This is a genomic window from Paenibacillus sp. E222, from assembly GCF_013401555.1.
Classification (GTDB): Bacteria; Bacillota; Bacilli; order Paenibacillales; family Paenibacillaceae; genus Paenibacillus.
In genome coordinates, this window is sequence record NZ_CP058552.1 from 2,566,991 (window position 1) to 2,583,640 (window position 16,650).

The 16,650-nt window shown below is 50.1% G+C and carries 14 protein-coding genes; all 14 read left to right on the top strand.

What is annotated here, in order from left to right; genetic code table 11:
- Nucleotides 1-357: 357 nt before the first annotated feature.
- The 14 genes from HW560_RS11390 to HW560_RS11455 all read left to right on the top strand — a co-directional run bounded on the left by HW560_RS11390 (nucleotide 358) and on the right by HW560_RS11455 (nucleotide 16,550).
- On the top strand, nucleotides 358-1,122 hold the full coding sequence (locus HW560_RS11390; protein ID WP_257031850.1) for a GT-D fold domain-containing protein: 765 nt from the start codon (nucleotides 358-360) through the stop codon (nucleotides 1,120-1,122).
- A 64-nt stretch (nucleotides 1,123-1,186) separates the two neighbouring features.
- Nucleotides 1,187-2,746, top strand: a complete 1,560-nt coding sequence (locus HW560_RS11395) for a glycosyltransferase family 2 protein (protein WP_177185894.1) — start codon at nucleotides 1,187-1,189, stop codon at nucleotides 2,744-2,746.
- A gap of 312 nt (nucleotides 2,747-3,058) precedes the next feature.
- Nucleotides 3,059-3,334, top strand: a complete 276-nt coding sequence (locus HW560_RS11400; protein WP_063566643.1) for a glutaredoxin family protein — start codon at nucleotides 3,059-3,061, stop codon at nucleotides 3,332-3,334.
- A 308-nt stretch (nucleotides 3,335-3,642) separates the two neighbouring features.
- On the top strand, nucleotides 3,643-4,983 hold the full coding sequence (locus HW560_RS11405) for an LLM class flavin-dependent oxidoreductase (RefSeq protein ID WP_064635749.1): 1,341 nt from the start codon (nucleotides 3,643-3,645) through the stop codon (nucleotides 4,981-4,983).
- Nucleotides 4,984-5,193: 210 nt separating this feature from the next.
- Nucleotides 5,194-6,837, top strand: coding sequence for an ABC transporter substrate-binding protein (locus HW560_RS11410; RefSeq protein WP_090904474.1), 1,644 nt, complete (start codon nucleotides 5,194-5,196; stop codon nucleotides 6,835-6,837).
- A gap of 42 nt (nucleotides 6,838-6,879) precedes the next feature.
- Nucleotides 6,880-7,812 carry an ABC transporter permease gene (locus tag HW560_RS11415; protein WP_179263120.1) on the top strand — a complete coding sequence of 311 codons (933 nt, stop codon included), beginning with the start codon at nucleotides 6,880-6,882 and terminating at the stop codon, nucleotides 7,810-7,812.
- A 55-nt stretch (nucleotides 7,813-7,867) separates the two neighbouring features.
- Nucleotides 7,868-8,785: an ABC transporter permease gene (locus HW560_RS11420; RefSeq protein ID WP_090904472.1), complete on the top strand. Its 918-nt coding sequence runs from the start codon at nucleotides 7,868-7,870 to the stop codon at nucleotides 8,783-8,785.
- Between the two features lie 24 nt (nucleotides 8,786-8,809).
- Nucleotides 8,810-9,355, top strand: a complete 546-nt coding sequence (gene ssuE / locus HW560_RS11425; RefSeq protein ID WP_179265779.1) for an NADPH-dependent FMN reductase — start codon at nucleotides 8,810-8,812, stop codon at nucleotides 9,353-9,355.
- Between the two features lie 70 nt (nucleotides 9,356-9,425).
- Nucleotides 9,426-10,298, top strand: coding sequence for a LysR family transcriptional regulator (locus tag HW560_RS11430; protein ID WP_063566647.1), 873 nt, complete (start codon nucleotides 9,426-9,428; stop codon nucleotides 10,296-10,298).
- Between the two features lie 68 nt (nucleotides 10,299-10,366).
- Complete coding sequence (locus HW560_RS11435; protein ID WP_179263122.1) at nucleotides 10,367-11,428, top strand: LLM class flavin-dependent oxidoreductase; 1,062 nt, start codon at nucleotides 10,367-10,369, stop codon at nucleotides 11,426-11,428.
- Between the two features lie 214 nt (nucleotides 11,429-11,642).
- Nucleotides 11,643-12,758, top strand: coding sequence for an amidohydrolase (locus HW560_RS11440; RefSeq protein WP_256222493.1), 1,116 nt, complete (start codon nucleotides 11,643-11,645; stop codon nucleotides 12,756-12,758).
- Between the two features lie 804 nt (nucleotides 12,759-13,562).
- Nucleotides 13,563-14,396: a histidine racemase CntK family protein gene (locus HW560_RS11445; RefSeq protein ID WP_090904469.1), complete on the top strand. Its 834-nt coding sequence runs from the start codon at nucleotides 13,563-13,565 to the stop codon at nucleotides 14,394-14,396.
- A gap of 27 nt (nucleotides 14,397-14,423) precedes the next feature.
- Nucleotides 14,424-15,218 carry a nicotianamine synthase family protein gene (locus HW560_RS11450; protein WP_179263124.1) on the top strand — a complete coding sequence of 265 codons (795 nt, stop codon included), beginning with the start codon at nucleotides 14,424-14,426 and terminating at the stop codon, nucleotides 15,216-15,218.
- Between the two features lie 30 nt (nucleotides 15,219-15,248).
- The gene (locus HW560_RS11455) at nucleotides 15,249-16,550 is read left to right on the top strand and encodes an opine metallophore biosynthesis dehydrogenase (protein ID WP_179263126.1); all 1,302 of its coding nucleotides are present in this window, start codon (nucleotides 15,249-15,251) and stop codon (nucleotides 16,548-16,550) included.
- The last annotated feature ends 100 nt before the right edge of the window (nucleotides 16,551-16,650 follow it).

The window sequence follows — 16,650 nt, forward strand, 5'->3', positions numbered from 1 at the left end:
GGCATTGCAGGCACCCGTGTGAAATCAGGCGAGCGTGCAGGTGTGAGCCGTGGCCGTAAAGGAGCGCGAGCCAAAACGGGCAAGCGCGCAGTTGCGGGCCGCGGGCATGCTGCGCCGCGGGGCGGGCCGCCCGCCCGCGCCCGCGCCAAACAGCGCACGGCTGCGCAGCGTGCGCCCGGACCAGCACCGCCGCAAGTGACACACCGACACGGTGGTGTCGCCCCCGCGGGGCGGGAAGGCGCTGCCGCGCATGCTGGCAGCGCAAGGGCACTTGCGCCTGCGCAGCCGGCTGCAGCGCCCGAGAGCGGCTACGCCGAGGGCTTCCGCGACGGCGTGTTCGCGGGCGGGGAGGCGCTGGTGGCGCAGCACATCCCGCCTGATCATATTCTGCCTGCCGTGGCGGCGGCAGATCTGATCGAGGCGGGATTCCGCCAATATGCGCCCACCCTTACCCGGCTGGCCAGCCCTCATGAGATGGCTGGCCATATCCTGGGGGCGCTGGATGCGCAGCGCCCCCTGTCCGTCGTTCGCCTCGGAGATGGCGAACTGCTGACCCTGGCAGCGGATACGGTGCTGCCCGGGGAGCAAGTGCAGGAGCTGGCACCGTTTCTGCCTTATGCAGGGGTGCCACGCTCCACCCCGGACATCCGCGCTGAGCTCGCGGAAGCCATTCGCGGCGCAGATTGGATCGGTGTCCCCATCTCGCGTGCGCCTACTTTTCAGGGGCTGTTATTTCCAGTATTACGCCATTTCGGCATCGACTGGTCCCGTCTGAATCTGACCAGTTCCACGATTAACTACAGCCTGCATCATTCGGGTCTGTTGTTGCCTGTGGTACAGGGGCGTCGGGTGCTGCTGATTGGAAGCCGAGCTGCAGAGCTTGGGGGGTTATTGATCGGCCGCGGCGTTCATGTCACAGGCATCATAGGTACAGTGGAGGGAGTTGCGGATATCCCGAGAGTGATGCAGCAAACTGCGGAGCATTCGTTCGATATCGCTCTGGTAGCTGCGGGAATTCCGGCTGTCATTCTGTGTCGCCGAATTGCTGGTGAGCTGGGGCGGGTTGCCATAGATTTTGGACATTTGGCTGACAAATTGGTTACAGGAGAGCTTTATCTCTAATGGACGATCTGGTGCGACGTTCATCGTAACGCGCATTTGGATGAGGGGAAATGGAGGAAGCAACATGAGCACATCAGGCAGAAATTCAAGACAGCGGAAAGCATCGTCATCCGAAACCGTTGTTTTGCACTCAGCTCGAAGCCGTAGTGGAGGGAAGATGAGACGCCAAGGCTCAGGTAAACGGGCAGCCAAGAACGCAAAACTGTATAAGCAGGGGTACCATAGAGGCTATGATGAGGGCGTGCGACAGGGGGAAAGCTCATTCGGGCTGGTATTCGAAGGCGTCAGCATTATTATTCCGACGTACAACCAGCGCGAATATGTCCTGCAATGTGTATCCAGTATTGAAAAGCATACACCGGCCCCCTTTGAAATCATTGTTGTGGATAACGCGTCCAAGGATGGCACGGCGGAAGCCATGCTTCGCAAAGGTGGCATGGTAAGGGTCGCTGCGCTGGATAAGAATCGTGGTTTTGCCGGCGGTGTCAATTATGGACTGATGATGGCAAGGGGACGACATATCGTGGTGCTGAACAACGATACACTGGTCACCCCGGGCTGGCTGGAAAACATGATGACCTGTCTTGACAGTCATCCCGAGATGGGAGTCGTGGGTCCGGTTACGAATTACATCGGAGGGGATCAGCAGATTGAAGTCCCGTACAGGGACGTGGAGGACATGTGGTCTTTTGCTGCCCGACATAATCGCCCGGATGCCACGAAACATAGGGAGACCGACAGGCTGGTCGGATTTTGCTGGCTGTTCTCCCGGGAATTGCTGGAGCGGGTAGGTTATCTTGATGAAGGTTACGCCGTGGGGAATTTTGAAGATGACGACTGGATCATTCGGGCGAAGCTGGCGGGATACAGGCTGGGGGTAGCCGGGGATGCCTTCATACATCACTACGGAAGTGTAAGCATGAAGTCGCTGGGAGAACAGGATTATGAAGTCGTGAACAAGGATAACGAACAGTTTTATACTCAAAAATGGGGAGATCCCCATGCGTTGATTGCCGATACTTCCCGGCTCTCGCTGCGTGCCAAGGAGTCGACCAGTCAGCAGGAGAACAAGACGTCCCTAGGCAAGACAGACTCCCCTGACCTGCGACAGCGCATTTCCACCAAGGGCAGCAGCGATGTAACGCATAAGCTGAGACGCAGCACGGACTTTTACCCGGAGGGCTGTTACATCTCTGATATTAAGGGTGATGTGTATCGACTGATGCGTGGACAGCGACGCAAGCTGGATATCCCGGTTCCACGCGGCATTTCTCCTGTTTTGGTTGCGAAACCGGATCTGCTCGGCGTATCGGCAGGTGAGCCACTGATATCTGCGAATGAGGTACAGGGCTGGCCTCTGGAAAAAAGTCATGTTCATGCTGAGCCCGTTCAGAGCAACCGCGATGCGCTGGAGGAAGGCATGATTGTTGCCGCGACGAATGAGCGGGATATATGGTATCAGATTAGTGGCAGTAAACGCAGGAGGTTTGCAACTCCTTATGCTGCGGAACGATGGGGAGTGCAATCCGGGCACGTCGTTCATGTATCTGCGAACCAATTGCGTACAATCGAAGAGGGCTGGCCCATTATTGCTCCTCCCCAGCTCTTGAACGAAGATTTGTAATGACTGGGTTCGGCTGCCTTGTATATCGGCACGACAGCATGATGCGGAATGTGATGTACAGCGTATCGTAATGCTATACATCTTTCCGCATCAGAACTTTTACATATATCACGAATCATGAAATGTAACGATAGGGTGATTTAAATTTAATCTTTCTATCCTCTTATAGGTTTATTCTATTGGGAGATCCATTGACGCTTGAAGAGGTGAGGAGTACATTTATAGCCATAATTCTTATTTAACAGATAGGAATTAATGGTCTGGGTGGTAATCCATCCTGATCTGACAATGAATCAATCAGGAGGTATGCCGATGTCTTCTACATCGAAAAAAGTAGTGCTCTGGAGCAAAACAGGCTGTCATTTCTGCGGGGAGGTTAAGGCATTCCTAACGGCCCGCAACCAGCCTTTTGAGAACATCGAAGTGCAAGGCAACGATGTGCTGAGGGACGTGCTTGAAGCCAAATACGGCATTCGACATGTACCTGTTATTGAGGTGGGTGGAGACGGCAAGTATGAAGCATTGCTGGAGCCTGATTTGGAGAAACTGGCGGAGCTTCTCGCCCAGCCCGATGAAGCAGCAGTCTGACCGGACCTGGCGGATCTCTTGATAAAGCAGTTTCCGGCTGCTAAAGGCTGTCATATCAGTGTGCAGCAGCTGGGGACTTTTATAAGCCATAATTCATCCTCTTATTCAGATATCCAATCCTTATATAGAAAAGTTCTATAAGTAACGCTGTTGACCGATGTGCGGGGCAGTGATAAGATTTGTGAAATTAAAGCTGACCAAACTCATAGGAATAGTTAACTTTTTGGTTTTTCTTCATTCGTAATCCGTATCAGATCGAACTTTAGAAAATTCTTATATATCCTAATCCAAGGAAGGCGGAATGTAATATGACGGCTCAGCGCAGTTTGAAATTTGGAGCGATTGTCCACGGTGTCGGAGGCAGTATGACGACTTGGAGACACCCGGAGATTCAATCGGATGCCAGTGTGAATTTTGAATTTTACAAACGCCAGACGTTGAAGGCAGAAGAAGGCAAATTCGATCTCGTTTTTATCGCTGACGGTCTTTATATTACCGAGAAATCCATACCTCATTTCTTGAATCGATTTGAGCCAATCAGCTTGTTGTCCGCCCTGGCCGCCATTACGTCACGGATTGGTCTGGTTGGAACACTCTCCACCTCCTATAGTGATCCATTCACAGTTGCCAGACAGTTCGGTTCTCTTGATCTGATTAGTAATGGCCGTGCGGGTTGGAATGTGGTTACATCCCCGCTTGAAGGTTCAGCCAAAAACTACAGTAAAAGCAACCATCCTACCCACCCCGAACGTTACCGGATTGCAACCGAATATTTGCAGGTGACCAAGGGCTTATGGGATTCATGGGAAGACGATGCCTTTGTAAGAGACAAAGAAAGCGGCGTTTTCTTCGATCCTTCCAAGCTGCACACACTCAATCATGAAGGAGAGTTCTTCTCCGTACAGGGTCCACTTAACATTGCACGTTCAAAGCAGGGGCAACCTGTTATTTTCCAGGCAGGTTCTTCAGAAGATGGCAAGACCCTTGCTGCCAAAGAAGCGGATGCTGTTTTCACAGGACATGATTCAATTGAGGATGCACAGGCCTTCTACAAAGATGTCAAAACCCGCGCAACAACCTATGGACGTTCCACACAGGATATCGTCATTTTGCCAGGGATCAATCCAATCATCGGACGGACAGAAGAAGAAGCAGAACAGAAATATCAGGAGATTGCCAGCCTGGTGACTATTGATAAAGCGCTGGACTATCTTGGACGTTTCTTCGAGCATCATGACTTCTCCCAATATCCGCTGGATGAACCATTCCCTGAATTGAATGGCATTGGCAGCAACAGCTTCCGCAGTGGTACGGACAAAATCAAGCGGGATGCCAAAGAGCAAGGATTGACGCTGCGTGAAGTAGCCCTGCGGGCAGCAACACCAAAGAGCAAATTCCTTGGCACACCGGAGCAGGTGGCTGACAAGATCCAGGAATGGTTCGAAGCTGAAGCGGCGGATGGATTCATTATTCATTCTGAACTGCCAAGTGGATTGGCCGATTTCGTGGAACTGGTTGTTCCGATTCTGCAAGAGCGCGGCATCTATCGAACCGAATACGAGCATGACACCTTGCGTGGCAATCTGGGTGTGCAAATTCCGGTGAATCGTTACACGGCAGCCCGGGAGCAAGTGGGAACCGAGGCTTAAGAAACTGGGAAGCTGAAATTCGGCACAGTCAAGGAATGAGGCGTCCGGGTGAACTACTCGGATTGCAAATGCGGAAGGTGCCCAATGACGCTGTAAAACCAAGTTAACAGATAGGTTATGTTAATAATCTATAATTCATTAAATCATCAAATCATCAAATCATTAATTCAATGAATCAATGACACCTGTATACACAGAGGGGGAAGCTATATGAACAGGTCTATCTCATGGATGAAATATATGGCATTGGCGGCAGTATTGGTGCTGGTATTATCCGGTTGCGGAGCGGCAGGTAACTCGAACAGTGCAGTTCAGGCTTCCGGTGGGGAGCAGGCGGCTGGGCAAGCAGAAGGTGGGAACCTGACCTACGCACTCGCCACATCGCCGGATACGCTGGACCCGCATCGAAGTGGCCTTGCCGTAACCGTACGTGCGATCCGAACGATCTATGACAATCTGGTGGTACAGCTGCCGGATGGCTCCATCAAACCTTGGCTCGCCAAGGAGTGGAGTGTATCGGAGGATGGCAAAAGTTATACGTTCAAACTGCGTGAAGATGTGAAGTTCCATGATGGCACACCATTTAACGCGGAAGCTGTGAAGTTCAATCTGGATCGGGTAATCGATCCGACCACCAAAGCCGCCAATTCCCTTGCCCTGATTAGACCTTATAGCTCCTCGGAGGTTATTGATGAATACACCATCAAGGTGAATCTGGAACAGCCTTCGCAAGCTTTTCTCGGTAACTTGAGTCAGGCCCTGCTGGGGATTGTATCTCCTACGGCCGCCAAAAAGTATGGCGATCAACTGGGTAAAAATCCGGTGGGGACCGGTCCGTATACTTTCGTGAAATGGGATGAAAATGCGGATATCGTTGTCGCCAAAAACAGGGATTACAACTGGGCTCCTGCAACCGTTGAAAATGAAGGTGCTCCTCATATTGATACGATTACGTTCAAAATTGTACCGGAAGAAGCAACGCGCATCGGCAGTGTACAGAGTAAGCAGGTGCTTGCCGCCGAGACCGTTCCGCCGCAAAATATTGCAGCCCTGAAGAACGATCCGAACCAGCAATTGCTGCAGGCCAATACCGTTGGTTTGCCATATACCCTCTTCTTCAATCTGCGCAAAGCGCCTTGGGATGATGTGAAAGTCAGACAGGCGGTGCAATCTGCAGTTGATGTGGAATCCATCGTGAAGACACTGTATCTGGGCAACTACGAACGCGCGTGGTCTGCACTGTCTCCGGGAATCCTCGGTTATGACGCCTCCCTGGAAGGAAGCATCAATCCGGATATCAACAAGGCCAATCAGCTGCTTGATGAGCAAGGTTGGATCAAGGGAGCAGATGGCATTCGTGAAAAAGATGGTAAGAAGCTGACTCTGCATTATGTGGACGGTTCGCCGAACCGGGAGAAACGCAACGACATTGCAGCGATTATTCAGCAGCAGCTCAAGCAGGTGGGTATAGCTGTTGAGGTTGAAATTACGAAGGACGTTGCTACGGTCATCTATCAGAACTGGGATTATGATCTCTATGGCAACAGCCAGGTTAACTCTGATCCGAATGCACTCTATGCTTTCTATCATACAAGTGCAGAAGGTGAACGTCCGACCTTATCAGGCCTATCCGATCCGAAGATCGATAAACTGCTGGAACAGGGAGCGGTGGAGACTGATTCGGATAAACGCGTGGATATCTATAATCAGATTCAACAATATCTGATCGAGCAGGCTGTAATTCTACCGATCTATGTGTTCCCTTATACGGTGGCTGCATCCAAGTCGGTGCAGGGTATCAAGTTTGATTCACTTGGGTATCCGTTGTTCAATGATGTTCGGATTCAGCCATAACACGAAATGTCAATTATGCAGACAGGAAGGAGACGACCCGGTATGGTTCAAACGATACTGACAAGACTTGCTACATCGCTTCTGGTTATTTTCGGAGCTTCGGTGCTGGTGTACTGCATCATGTATCTGCTGCCGGGTGATCCGGTCCTGCTTATGCTGGACCCGTCATCGGCAACACCCGAGATGATTCAGAACCTGCGGGTCCAGCTGGGTCTGGATCAGCCGTTTTATATCCAGTTTGCCAACTATTTCGGAGACATGCTGCGTGGGGATTTCGGCAAATCAATGATCAATTCCGACCCGGTGCTGCCCAAAATACTGGAACATTTCCCTGCCACACTGGCGCTGACCGCGCTCAGCTCAATCATAGCGATAACCATTGGCATTACGCTCGGCGTACTGTCGGCCATTCATCGTAATGGCGTGATTGATTTTATCGCCCGGCTCGTTGGATTGTTTGGCATCTCCATGCCTACCTTCTGGACCGGCATTCTGTTGATCCTGTTGTTCTCGGTTCAGCTTGGCTGGTTCCCGGCGATGGGCTCCGACGGATTCAGTTCATTGGTGCTTCCTGCTGCAACACTGGGCCTCGTAGGTGCGGGTTTCATCGTACGGATGGTGCGTAACAGCATGCTGGAAGTGGTGAACGAACCTTTTATCATGGCATTACGAGCAAAAGGTCTTTCACAGCGGACCATCATGTACGGTCATGCGCTGCGTAATGCACTGATTCCTGCGGTGACGGTCATCGGCATGTTGATTGGTGATTTGCTTGCAGGAACCGTCGTGGTGGAGACGGTCTTCTCCAGACAGGGCATCGGCAGAATTATCGCGGATGCATTGATGGCCAAAGACCTGCCTGTTGTGCAGGGCGTAGTCTTTTTTACAGCAATTATTTATGTCGTGTTGAATTTACTGGTGGATATCTCTTATGCGTACATTGATCCCAGAGTTAGGCGTGCAGTCCGAACGTGAGGACGGATGGAACAGTCTGAAACATCTGAACGCGTAGTGAGGAAGGAGGAGTCTTATGAGCATGAAACCATTGGTGGGTGATGAAAAAGGTTGGACGGCCAGAACAGGGCGTTTACGCCTCTGGAGTCGCCGTCCCCTGCGTCACCGCGTCTCATTCGCGGTGTCCCGTTTATTCTTTTATGCAGCTTTGCTGGTCGTGGTGTTTACCGTCACTTGTGCAATCGTGCCGGGCTGGATTGCTCCTTATGATCCAACTCAGATGATGACGGATGCCATCCTGCAGGCTCCCTCTGCTGCGCACCTGTTTGGGACCGATTATTTTGGCAGGGATATTTTCAGTGTGGTTGTGCATGGCAGCAGGGACTCACTGCTGATTGGATTTGCCTCGGTGCTGGTGGGTGGTCTTGTGGGCAGTGCTCTTGGCATTATTGCCGGCTATGCCGGAGGTGTATTGGATACCATCACTATGCGGGCCGTCGATATTCTGATGGCTGTTCCAGGCGTGTTACTGGCATTATCCGTTGCGGCAGCGTTGGGGCCTGGACTACTTAACATTGCACTGGCTGTTGCGGTATCCTCCATTCCGGGATATGCACGGGTGATGCGTGGGCAGGTCATGTCCGTTAAAGGTTTGCCTTTTATTACAGCTACACGTTCACTTGGGGGCTCCAATGCCCGTATTTTCTGGAAGCATGTACTGCCTCATTCGTTGTCACCGTTGCTGGTTATGGCGACGTTGGGCGTGGGTACCTCCATTCTGACAGGCTCGGGACTCAGCTTTCTAGGACTTGGCGTGTTGAAGGAAATTCCGGACTGGGGAGCGTTGCTCTCGCAAGGGAGAGGTTATCTGACGGTTGCCTGGTGGATCTGTACCTTCCCGGGACTCGCAATTACCATGTTTGTACTGGCGGTTAATCTGATTGGAGACGATATTCGCGATCGGCTGGACCCCAAAGTAAATGGAGCGGATTGACCGCTATTCCAAGGAGGAATCATGATGTCACATGTCGTTATTATTGCCGGATCGCCTTCCAGACGTTCGCGTCTGACAGGCCTTACGGATTACAGCAGCAATAAATTAAGAGAGGCTGGCATTACCGTTGAGGTAATTCATGTAGCCGACCTGCCCGCGGAAGATCTGGTACAGGCGAAGTTTGATAGCTCTTTCATTCGGGATGCGCTCGCTGTTGTCGAAGCCGCGGATGCAGTCATTGTGGCAACACCTGTATACAAAGCATCGTACTCCGGTGTGCTGAAGCTGTTCCTGGATCTGATTCCACAGGAAGGACTGCGGGGCAAGCTGGCTCTTCCATTAGTCATCGGCGGCTCGATTGCCCATCTGCTCGCCATCGATTATGCATTGAAGCCTGTTCTGGCAGCACTTGGCGGAAGGCATATTCTCGGCGGAGTATACGCAGTTGATCAGGGAATTGATCGACTCGATGATGGAAAATATGCGCTTTCGGCAGATATCACTACACGATTGGATCGTTCTCTGGAAGAATTGATATTGACTCTGGAAAAGAATGGTATTACGATATAATAAAACCAAGTAAATACATTGGATAAATAGATATAAATAACGTCTGCGGACGTGGATTCGGGGGGCGCTTATGAATATTGAGAACATTGAAGCGTTTGTATATATCAATCATTACGGAAGCTTCAATAAGGCTGCCGAGGTACTTTTTTTGTCCCAACCTTCTGTCACCGCTCGTATTCAGTCCCTTGAACGTGAACTCGGCTGCAAATTGTTTGACCGTCTTGGCAAACAGATTGTGCTCACGGAAGAGGGGAGAAAGTTCCTTCCCTACGCCCAGCAGGTGCTGCAAGTGATTCAGAAGGGCAGACAGAAGATACAGCAGCGTCGTACAACGCCCGATGCACTTCGACTCGGCAGTACGGTATCCGTATCCAACTATGTCATTCCAGACTTTCTGCCCAAAATCAAGGAAGCTTACCCTGAGGTGAACATCAAACTGACTACAGCGACGACGGATCAACTCGTTGCCAAGCTGCTGGGTCAGGAAATCGATCTTGCTTTTGTGCGGAAAGTCATGCACCCGGCGATCCGTACGGTTGCTTTTTACGAAGATCCAATCCAGCTATACGTGTACAAAGGCCATCCATTTATTGAACGCGGGCATGTGAGCATGGAGGCAATCAGGAATGAGCAGCTGGTCTTTTTTGAATGTGGTTCACTGGACTGGCTGCGCATTCACCGGGCCTTTGACTCGCTGGAACACCCGCCGGATATTACATATCACGTGGATAATTCGGAAACGGCGAAGAAGCTGGTGAAGCAAGGAGCAGGTATTGCGTTTCTCCCAGGTCTGACAGTGCAAAAGGAAGTGCAGGATCAGGAGCTGTTCCCCATTCAGGTACATGAGGTTGCAGGTGTATCGTTGCAGATCAGCGTCGTTACGTTAAAAGAAGAACATTCGCCTTTTGCAGAGCCTTTCGGGGAACTGCTGCGGCAGCTATAGAGACTTATTAATGAAGTAAGCACAGATTTAAAAAGTCAGGTTCGGCATGATCGAAGGAGGAGAATGTGATGGGTATTCGTGTTGGCATATTGGATCAAACCCCGATCTATGAAGGGGAGACGCCGATTGATGCTTTTCGGCATACGATTGAATTGGTACAGCGGGCTGAACAGCTTGGATTTCATCGTTTCTGGGTATCGGAACATCATGATTCAGGTCATGTTGCCGGCTCCTCACCGGAAGTGCTCATTTCCCACTTGCTGGCGCATACGGAGCGGATTCGTCTCGGTTCTGGCGGGGTGATGCTGCAACATTATAGTCCCTACAAAGTAGCCGAGAACTTCAATGTGCTTTCGGCACTTGGTCCGGGGAGAATTGATCTGGGTATTGGACGTGCACCTGGAGGATTACCCCGCTCAACACAGGCACTACAGCAAGGGATTCAGGAGGCCGCTTCACTGAAGGAGAAAATCAATCAGGTGAAGCAGTTCATCTATAATGAACCGCATGAAGATGAAACACATCCTTTGGCCGGCTTGAGCGCTGCGCCCGTATCCAAAAACCCGGCCGAGCTATACGTACTTGGGGCAAGTATTGATAGTGCAGGCATGGCAGCAGAACTGGGACTGCCTTATGTATTTTCATTGTTTATTAATAGCAACACGGAGGTTGCTCTGGAGGCTCTGCGTACTTACCGGGAACAATTCGACCGCTCACATGGACGGGAGCCATATGCCATCCTCGCTATATCATTAATTGTGGCGGAGAGTGCGGAAGAAGCCGAAGGACTGGCAAGTGAACATATGCTGGTCAAGATCCATCTGGAGAATGGCAAGGTATTGACGGTTGGTTCCGTTGAGCAGGCAGAAGAATTCGGACGGCAATCGAACGAGAAGTATCGGATCGAGATTCTGGAGCCAAGTGTGACGAGAGGTACGAAGGAAACGGTTGGTTCGGCACTAGCGAAATTTCAGCAGGATTTTGCCGTGGATGAACTGATTGTTACCACGGCCACACGTGATTTTGCCAAACGAATTCGTTCATTTGAATTATTGCGTGAAGCGCTGGATGAGCAGGGACTGGGCGAATTTACGAATGAGTCGACACCTGCGCAAGCAGTGATCGGTTAGGCATATACATGGTATAGAGCATACCTTTTGAAGTGAAGTGACCCCCGTGTATTATATTAATCCATCTTACATGGCACAGACGATGATAAAAGGAGGCAATGTCGTGAGCAGTGATCTGAAACAGCCTGAGCAACAGGCAAAGCAAGAAGAACAGAGCCGCAAGCATGAACTTTACGTTGGGCAGGATGAAGGATTCGCAGAGCACTTAACCGCGATTCGGCGACATTTGCATCGTAACCCCGAGCTATCCGGAGAGGAATGGGAAACGACAGAAGCCATTCGGGGCTGGCTGGTGGAGGAAGGGGTTCGGATTGCAGATGAATATTCACTGCGAACGGGCCTTATCGCTGAAATTGGGCAGGGCGATGGCCCGGTAGTGGCCTTGCGCGCAGATATTGATGCCCTGCCGATCCAGGAAGAAACCAAGCTGGAGTATGCCTCGCAAGTCGCTGGGCGAATGCACGCCTGTGGTCATGATGCACATACCGCCATTCTGATCGGTGCAGCACGATTGTTGAAACAGATTGAGTCCCGGCTGCCGGGCAAGGTCCGTTTGATTTTCCAGCCTTCGGAGGAGAAAGCGACGGGGGCACGACAGGTTATCCAGAGCGGAGCGTTATCCGAAGTTCAGTCTATTTTCGGGTTGCATAACAAACCGGATCTGCAGGTCGGTACGGTAGGTATTCGTGAAGGAGCGCTGCTCGCAGCAGCAGATGGTTTTGTGGTTAAAGTGGAGGGTGTCGGAACCCATGCGGCAGTGCCGGAAGCGGGCATTGACCCGATTGTGGTGGCATCTCATATTGTGACTGCATTACAGGCCATCGTGAGTCGTAATGTCGGAGCACAGGAGAGCGCCGTGATCAGTGTGACCAAAATTAACAGCGGCACCGCCTGGAACGTCATTCCGGAAGAAGCCATATTGGACGGCACCGTACGTACCTTTGACGAGAAGGTTCGTGCCCGGATTCGTGAGCGTTTCAATCAGGTAGTTACCGGTGTCGCAGCAGCCTACGGGACACGGGCTACCGTGCGCTGGATTCAGGGACCACCTGCCGTGGTCAATGATGCGTCACTGGCTGCTGCGGCGGAGCAGGTCGCGAGCGAGGTGGGGTTGAACAGTATCCGGCCGATACCTTCCCCGGCGGGCGAAGATTTTTCCTTTTACCAAAAGGAGGTTCCGGGTCTGTTCCTCTTCCTCGGAACGTCAGGCCCACACGAATGGCATCATCCTGCATTCGATGTGGATGAACGGGCACTGCCGCTTGGCGCACACCTTCTGGCAGCGCTGGCTGAACAGTCATTGCAGAAGTTGCAGTCAAATGGCGAGTAACCGATAACCGTTACGTGAATAAGTGATTAATTTAATGGTTAATTAATGAGTTAATATGCTAATACAATAGCGAATGGACGCAAAAAATGGTGACCTCAATCAGGTGGCCGTTTTTTGCTGTTTCCGTTTTTTTTAATTTCAGTATGAAATGAACATGACCTATCTCTTTGTCGCACATGATCTTCAGGCCGTGGTGAATCGGTGTGATCGGTACTTTTTCTGTATCGGGGAACGATCGTGGAGGAGCTTGAACGGAATTGTCTCTCGGATGCAAAGAATGAATATGCAAAAGCATTGCGGGCATCCGTTATGCCTTTTAATCGTCACTGATGTATCTCTAATTGCAAACGTTGGGCTAAATTGAGTTGACGCAAATACGTCAGATCCATTCCCGTTTACGCATGAAATTACAGTCATAATGCTCACTTTTTGGTATGGAAATATTTGTTGACGCTCTCAAGTGGGATGTGCTATATTTTTCTCGACTGTTAATCGTAATAATTACTATTAAAATTATTTTATATAAATTAACTACACTTTTACACATGAACGTAGAGGACAGAAAAAACCTGAAGAAGCGGAGCTAAAAGCTTTCTGAAAGAAAGCTGCATCGCAAGCATACACCTCGCCTTTATCCCCGGATTTTCCCCTTTGAAAAAGGGAATCAAAAAAATCTGGGGATAACAGCGATCGGAAGGTTGTTCTGTCATCGGAGTGGCAAGTGTAAATCTTCTTTAGTTCAATTTATATAAGCTAAGTGAGCTCAGGCTTAATTCCATCCCAAGAATAGGAGTAGCGGCTGCGATGAAACAGGAGATTGATTTTATCAAGTTTAATCCCACACAAAATATGACGGTTCTGGTGAGTACGCATCATCCAACAGAGACATATCCACACATCGCCGCCCAAATTATGTCCTATGACAACGTATACGCCGAACAAGTGGGGTTCATTGGCGGAGCGATAAAACCGGAGGCGGCTGCCCATTTGGAAATGGCCGGTGGAGAGTTCTGCGGGAATGCCTGCATGGCCCTGGCTGCGTATATCGCATCCGAGAACGAGCTGGAATCCACTGATTTCACAGAAATCGTCTTGGAGGTTTCCGGGACAGATCAATTAATCAGGTGTCAGGTGAAGCAGCAGCAGAATGAATATTTTTGCCAGGTAACGATGCCAATGCCTGAGCAGATTGAACAACGAACCGTCAAATATGAGGGAATCGATATGGATATGGTGATCGTGCGATATCGGGAGTTCATCCATATCGTCATCGAAGTGGAAGCGTTTGATGAAACGATGAGAAAGAGGGCACAGGCACTGGCGCGATTATTAGGCTTAACCTTGGGGGATAAGCTGATTGGCATTTTATTATACAACTCCCAATCGGAGGAGCTGGCACCGCTCATATTTGTCCCGCAGCTGGATAGTCTGATCTGGGAAAGGGGGTGCGGTTCGGGTACAGCCTCGGTGGGAGCCTATCTGGCCTGGAGCAGGCAGAGGGAGATCGTTCAGCATATCAAGCAGCCTGGTGGTGCGATTAAAGTGATGGCTGAGTGGAATGGAGCAGACCTTGAACGAATTACAATCGAAGGATCGGTCGGAATCGTGGCCCAGGGCAAGGCATTTATAGATGCATGATCATGACGAGTTAGAGGAGGAAGAGGAATGGAGACATTGATTGATTTTCAAGCATGCTTGAGTGAATTTTCTGAGAAATTCGATGAGCTGGCAGGCAGATATGATCATACGGTTCAGCACAGCTCAGAGCTGGAGGCTTTAATTGATGACTATTCCACGTTTGTAACGGACAAGCAAAATGAACGAATCTGGGAACAGCTCGATCAGCAGGAATCAGCCAGCATGCATCAACTTGTCCTTGATCTGCGTGATAAATCTGCACGGTGTGTGGCGGTCATGGAGAAATATCGGGCATTGAAGCTGCAAGACGGAGAGATTGAAATCGCGGATTATTTCAGAAATATAGAAGAATGTATTGAAAAAGAGTTTGGCAGCTTTCATGTCACCTCGGATTCCAAAGTGCTGCTGGTAGGCTCCGGGTCATTTCCGATGACGCCTTTGTTTATCGCCAAGCGAACAGGGGCAGAGGTGATGGGCATCGATATTGATGCAGAAGCCATTACACTCGGGCAGCAGGTTGTGGAGAAGCTGGGTGCGGGCTTGAACATCCATTTGGAGCAAACATTGGTGCAGGACCTTGCTTTTACAAGAAAAGCAACACATATCATTTTCAGTTCCACGGTTGCCAATAAATATGATCTGCTCGATCAATTGCACGCATTGACGAATGAACATGTGGTGGTGGCGATGAGGTACGGTAACCAGTTAAAGTCGTTGTTCAACTATCCGATGAGAGAGACCGACAGCAGCAAGTGGAGAATGGTCGACAATATTCTGCGTCCGGATGATGTGTTCGATATTGCGTTATACCAAAAAGCATAGCTCGCTTGAGCTTGGGAAAGAGAGGTCCAAATGAGCGGATTTCAACGAGTGCTGTTGCTCGGAACAGGCCCTGCATCCATTCAGATGGCAGTAACGCTCAAACAGGAATTCAGTTGCACCGTAGGCATAGCGGGAAGAGAATCGGTGCGCTCACAATCTTTTTATGAAGCAGTTCGGCAGAGCGACGGATTCATTGGAGCAAGCATTCAAAATGAAAAGCATCGACCGTTGGCAGGTGAATGCTTCGTCGATCAGGTGTTTCAGGGATATGAGGCCATTGAAGGCGAATGGGATACGCTTATTTTCGCCGTGACAACCGATGCTTATATCGATGTATTGAAGCAAATGAAGGATAACTTCATCAAACAAGTGAAATGCATGATTTTGGTCTCTCCAACCTTTGGCTCCAACCTGCTGGTAAGTCATTATGTGAGGCAGCTGCATGCGGATACGGAAGTGATCAGTTTCTCTACCTATTTGGGGGATACCCGATGGATGAACGACCAACCGTCCAATCATGTCATCACAACTGGAGTGAAGAAAAAGGTCTATATCGGTTCTACTTCAACGCCCTCTGAGCATGTGGGCAGACTGTGCAGGATGTACGAGCGATTGGGTATTGTGCTGGAAGTTTTGCCATCTGCACTCGAGGCGGAAACGAGAAATATTTCTTTATATGTACACCCGCCATTGTTCATGAATGACTTCTCATTGGATGCTATCTTCGGTGTATCAGACACTCGGAAATATGTATATAAAATTTACCCCGAAGGTCCTGTAACCCAATATTTGATTCGGGACATGCGGACACAGTGGAACGAAATGATGACGATCACGGATAGACTCCGTATTCAGGGTGTCAATCTGCTTCAATTCATGACGGATGATAATTATCCGGTACGAATGGAGAGTTTATCACGCCACGATATAGAGAACTTCAATCAGTTGCAGGACATTCATCAAGAGTACTTATTATACATACGGTACACCTCGTTGTTGATTGATCCCTTTTCGGAGCCCAACCCCGAGGGCAAGTATTTTGACTTTTCGGCCGTTCCCTTCAGAAAAATGTTTGTCAATCAGGATGGAGCGTTGGACATTCCCAGAATGCCCAAGGAGGATTATTACCGAATCAAAATCATTCAGGGCATTGCGAGATATTTGCAGGTAAGCTGCCCAACCATCGATTCGTTTATTGCCACCTATGAGGCGAAAATTCAAGAGATCGCTCGCGCTCACCCGGATCAGCATCTATCCAATGCATTTGTCGTTCAATCCTTCTATGAGGACATTCGGATGATCTGCACTGGGCTGGCGAACACCGAGGTTTAATTATATCTCAATCTAGGGGATAAGAGCGATCGGAAGATGGTACTGCAATCGGAGTAGCACGATGTAACATTTTCGAAGTGAACTTATATATATCTTTTAT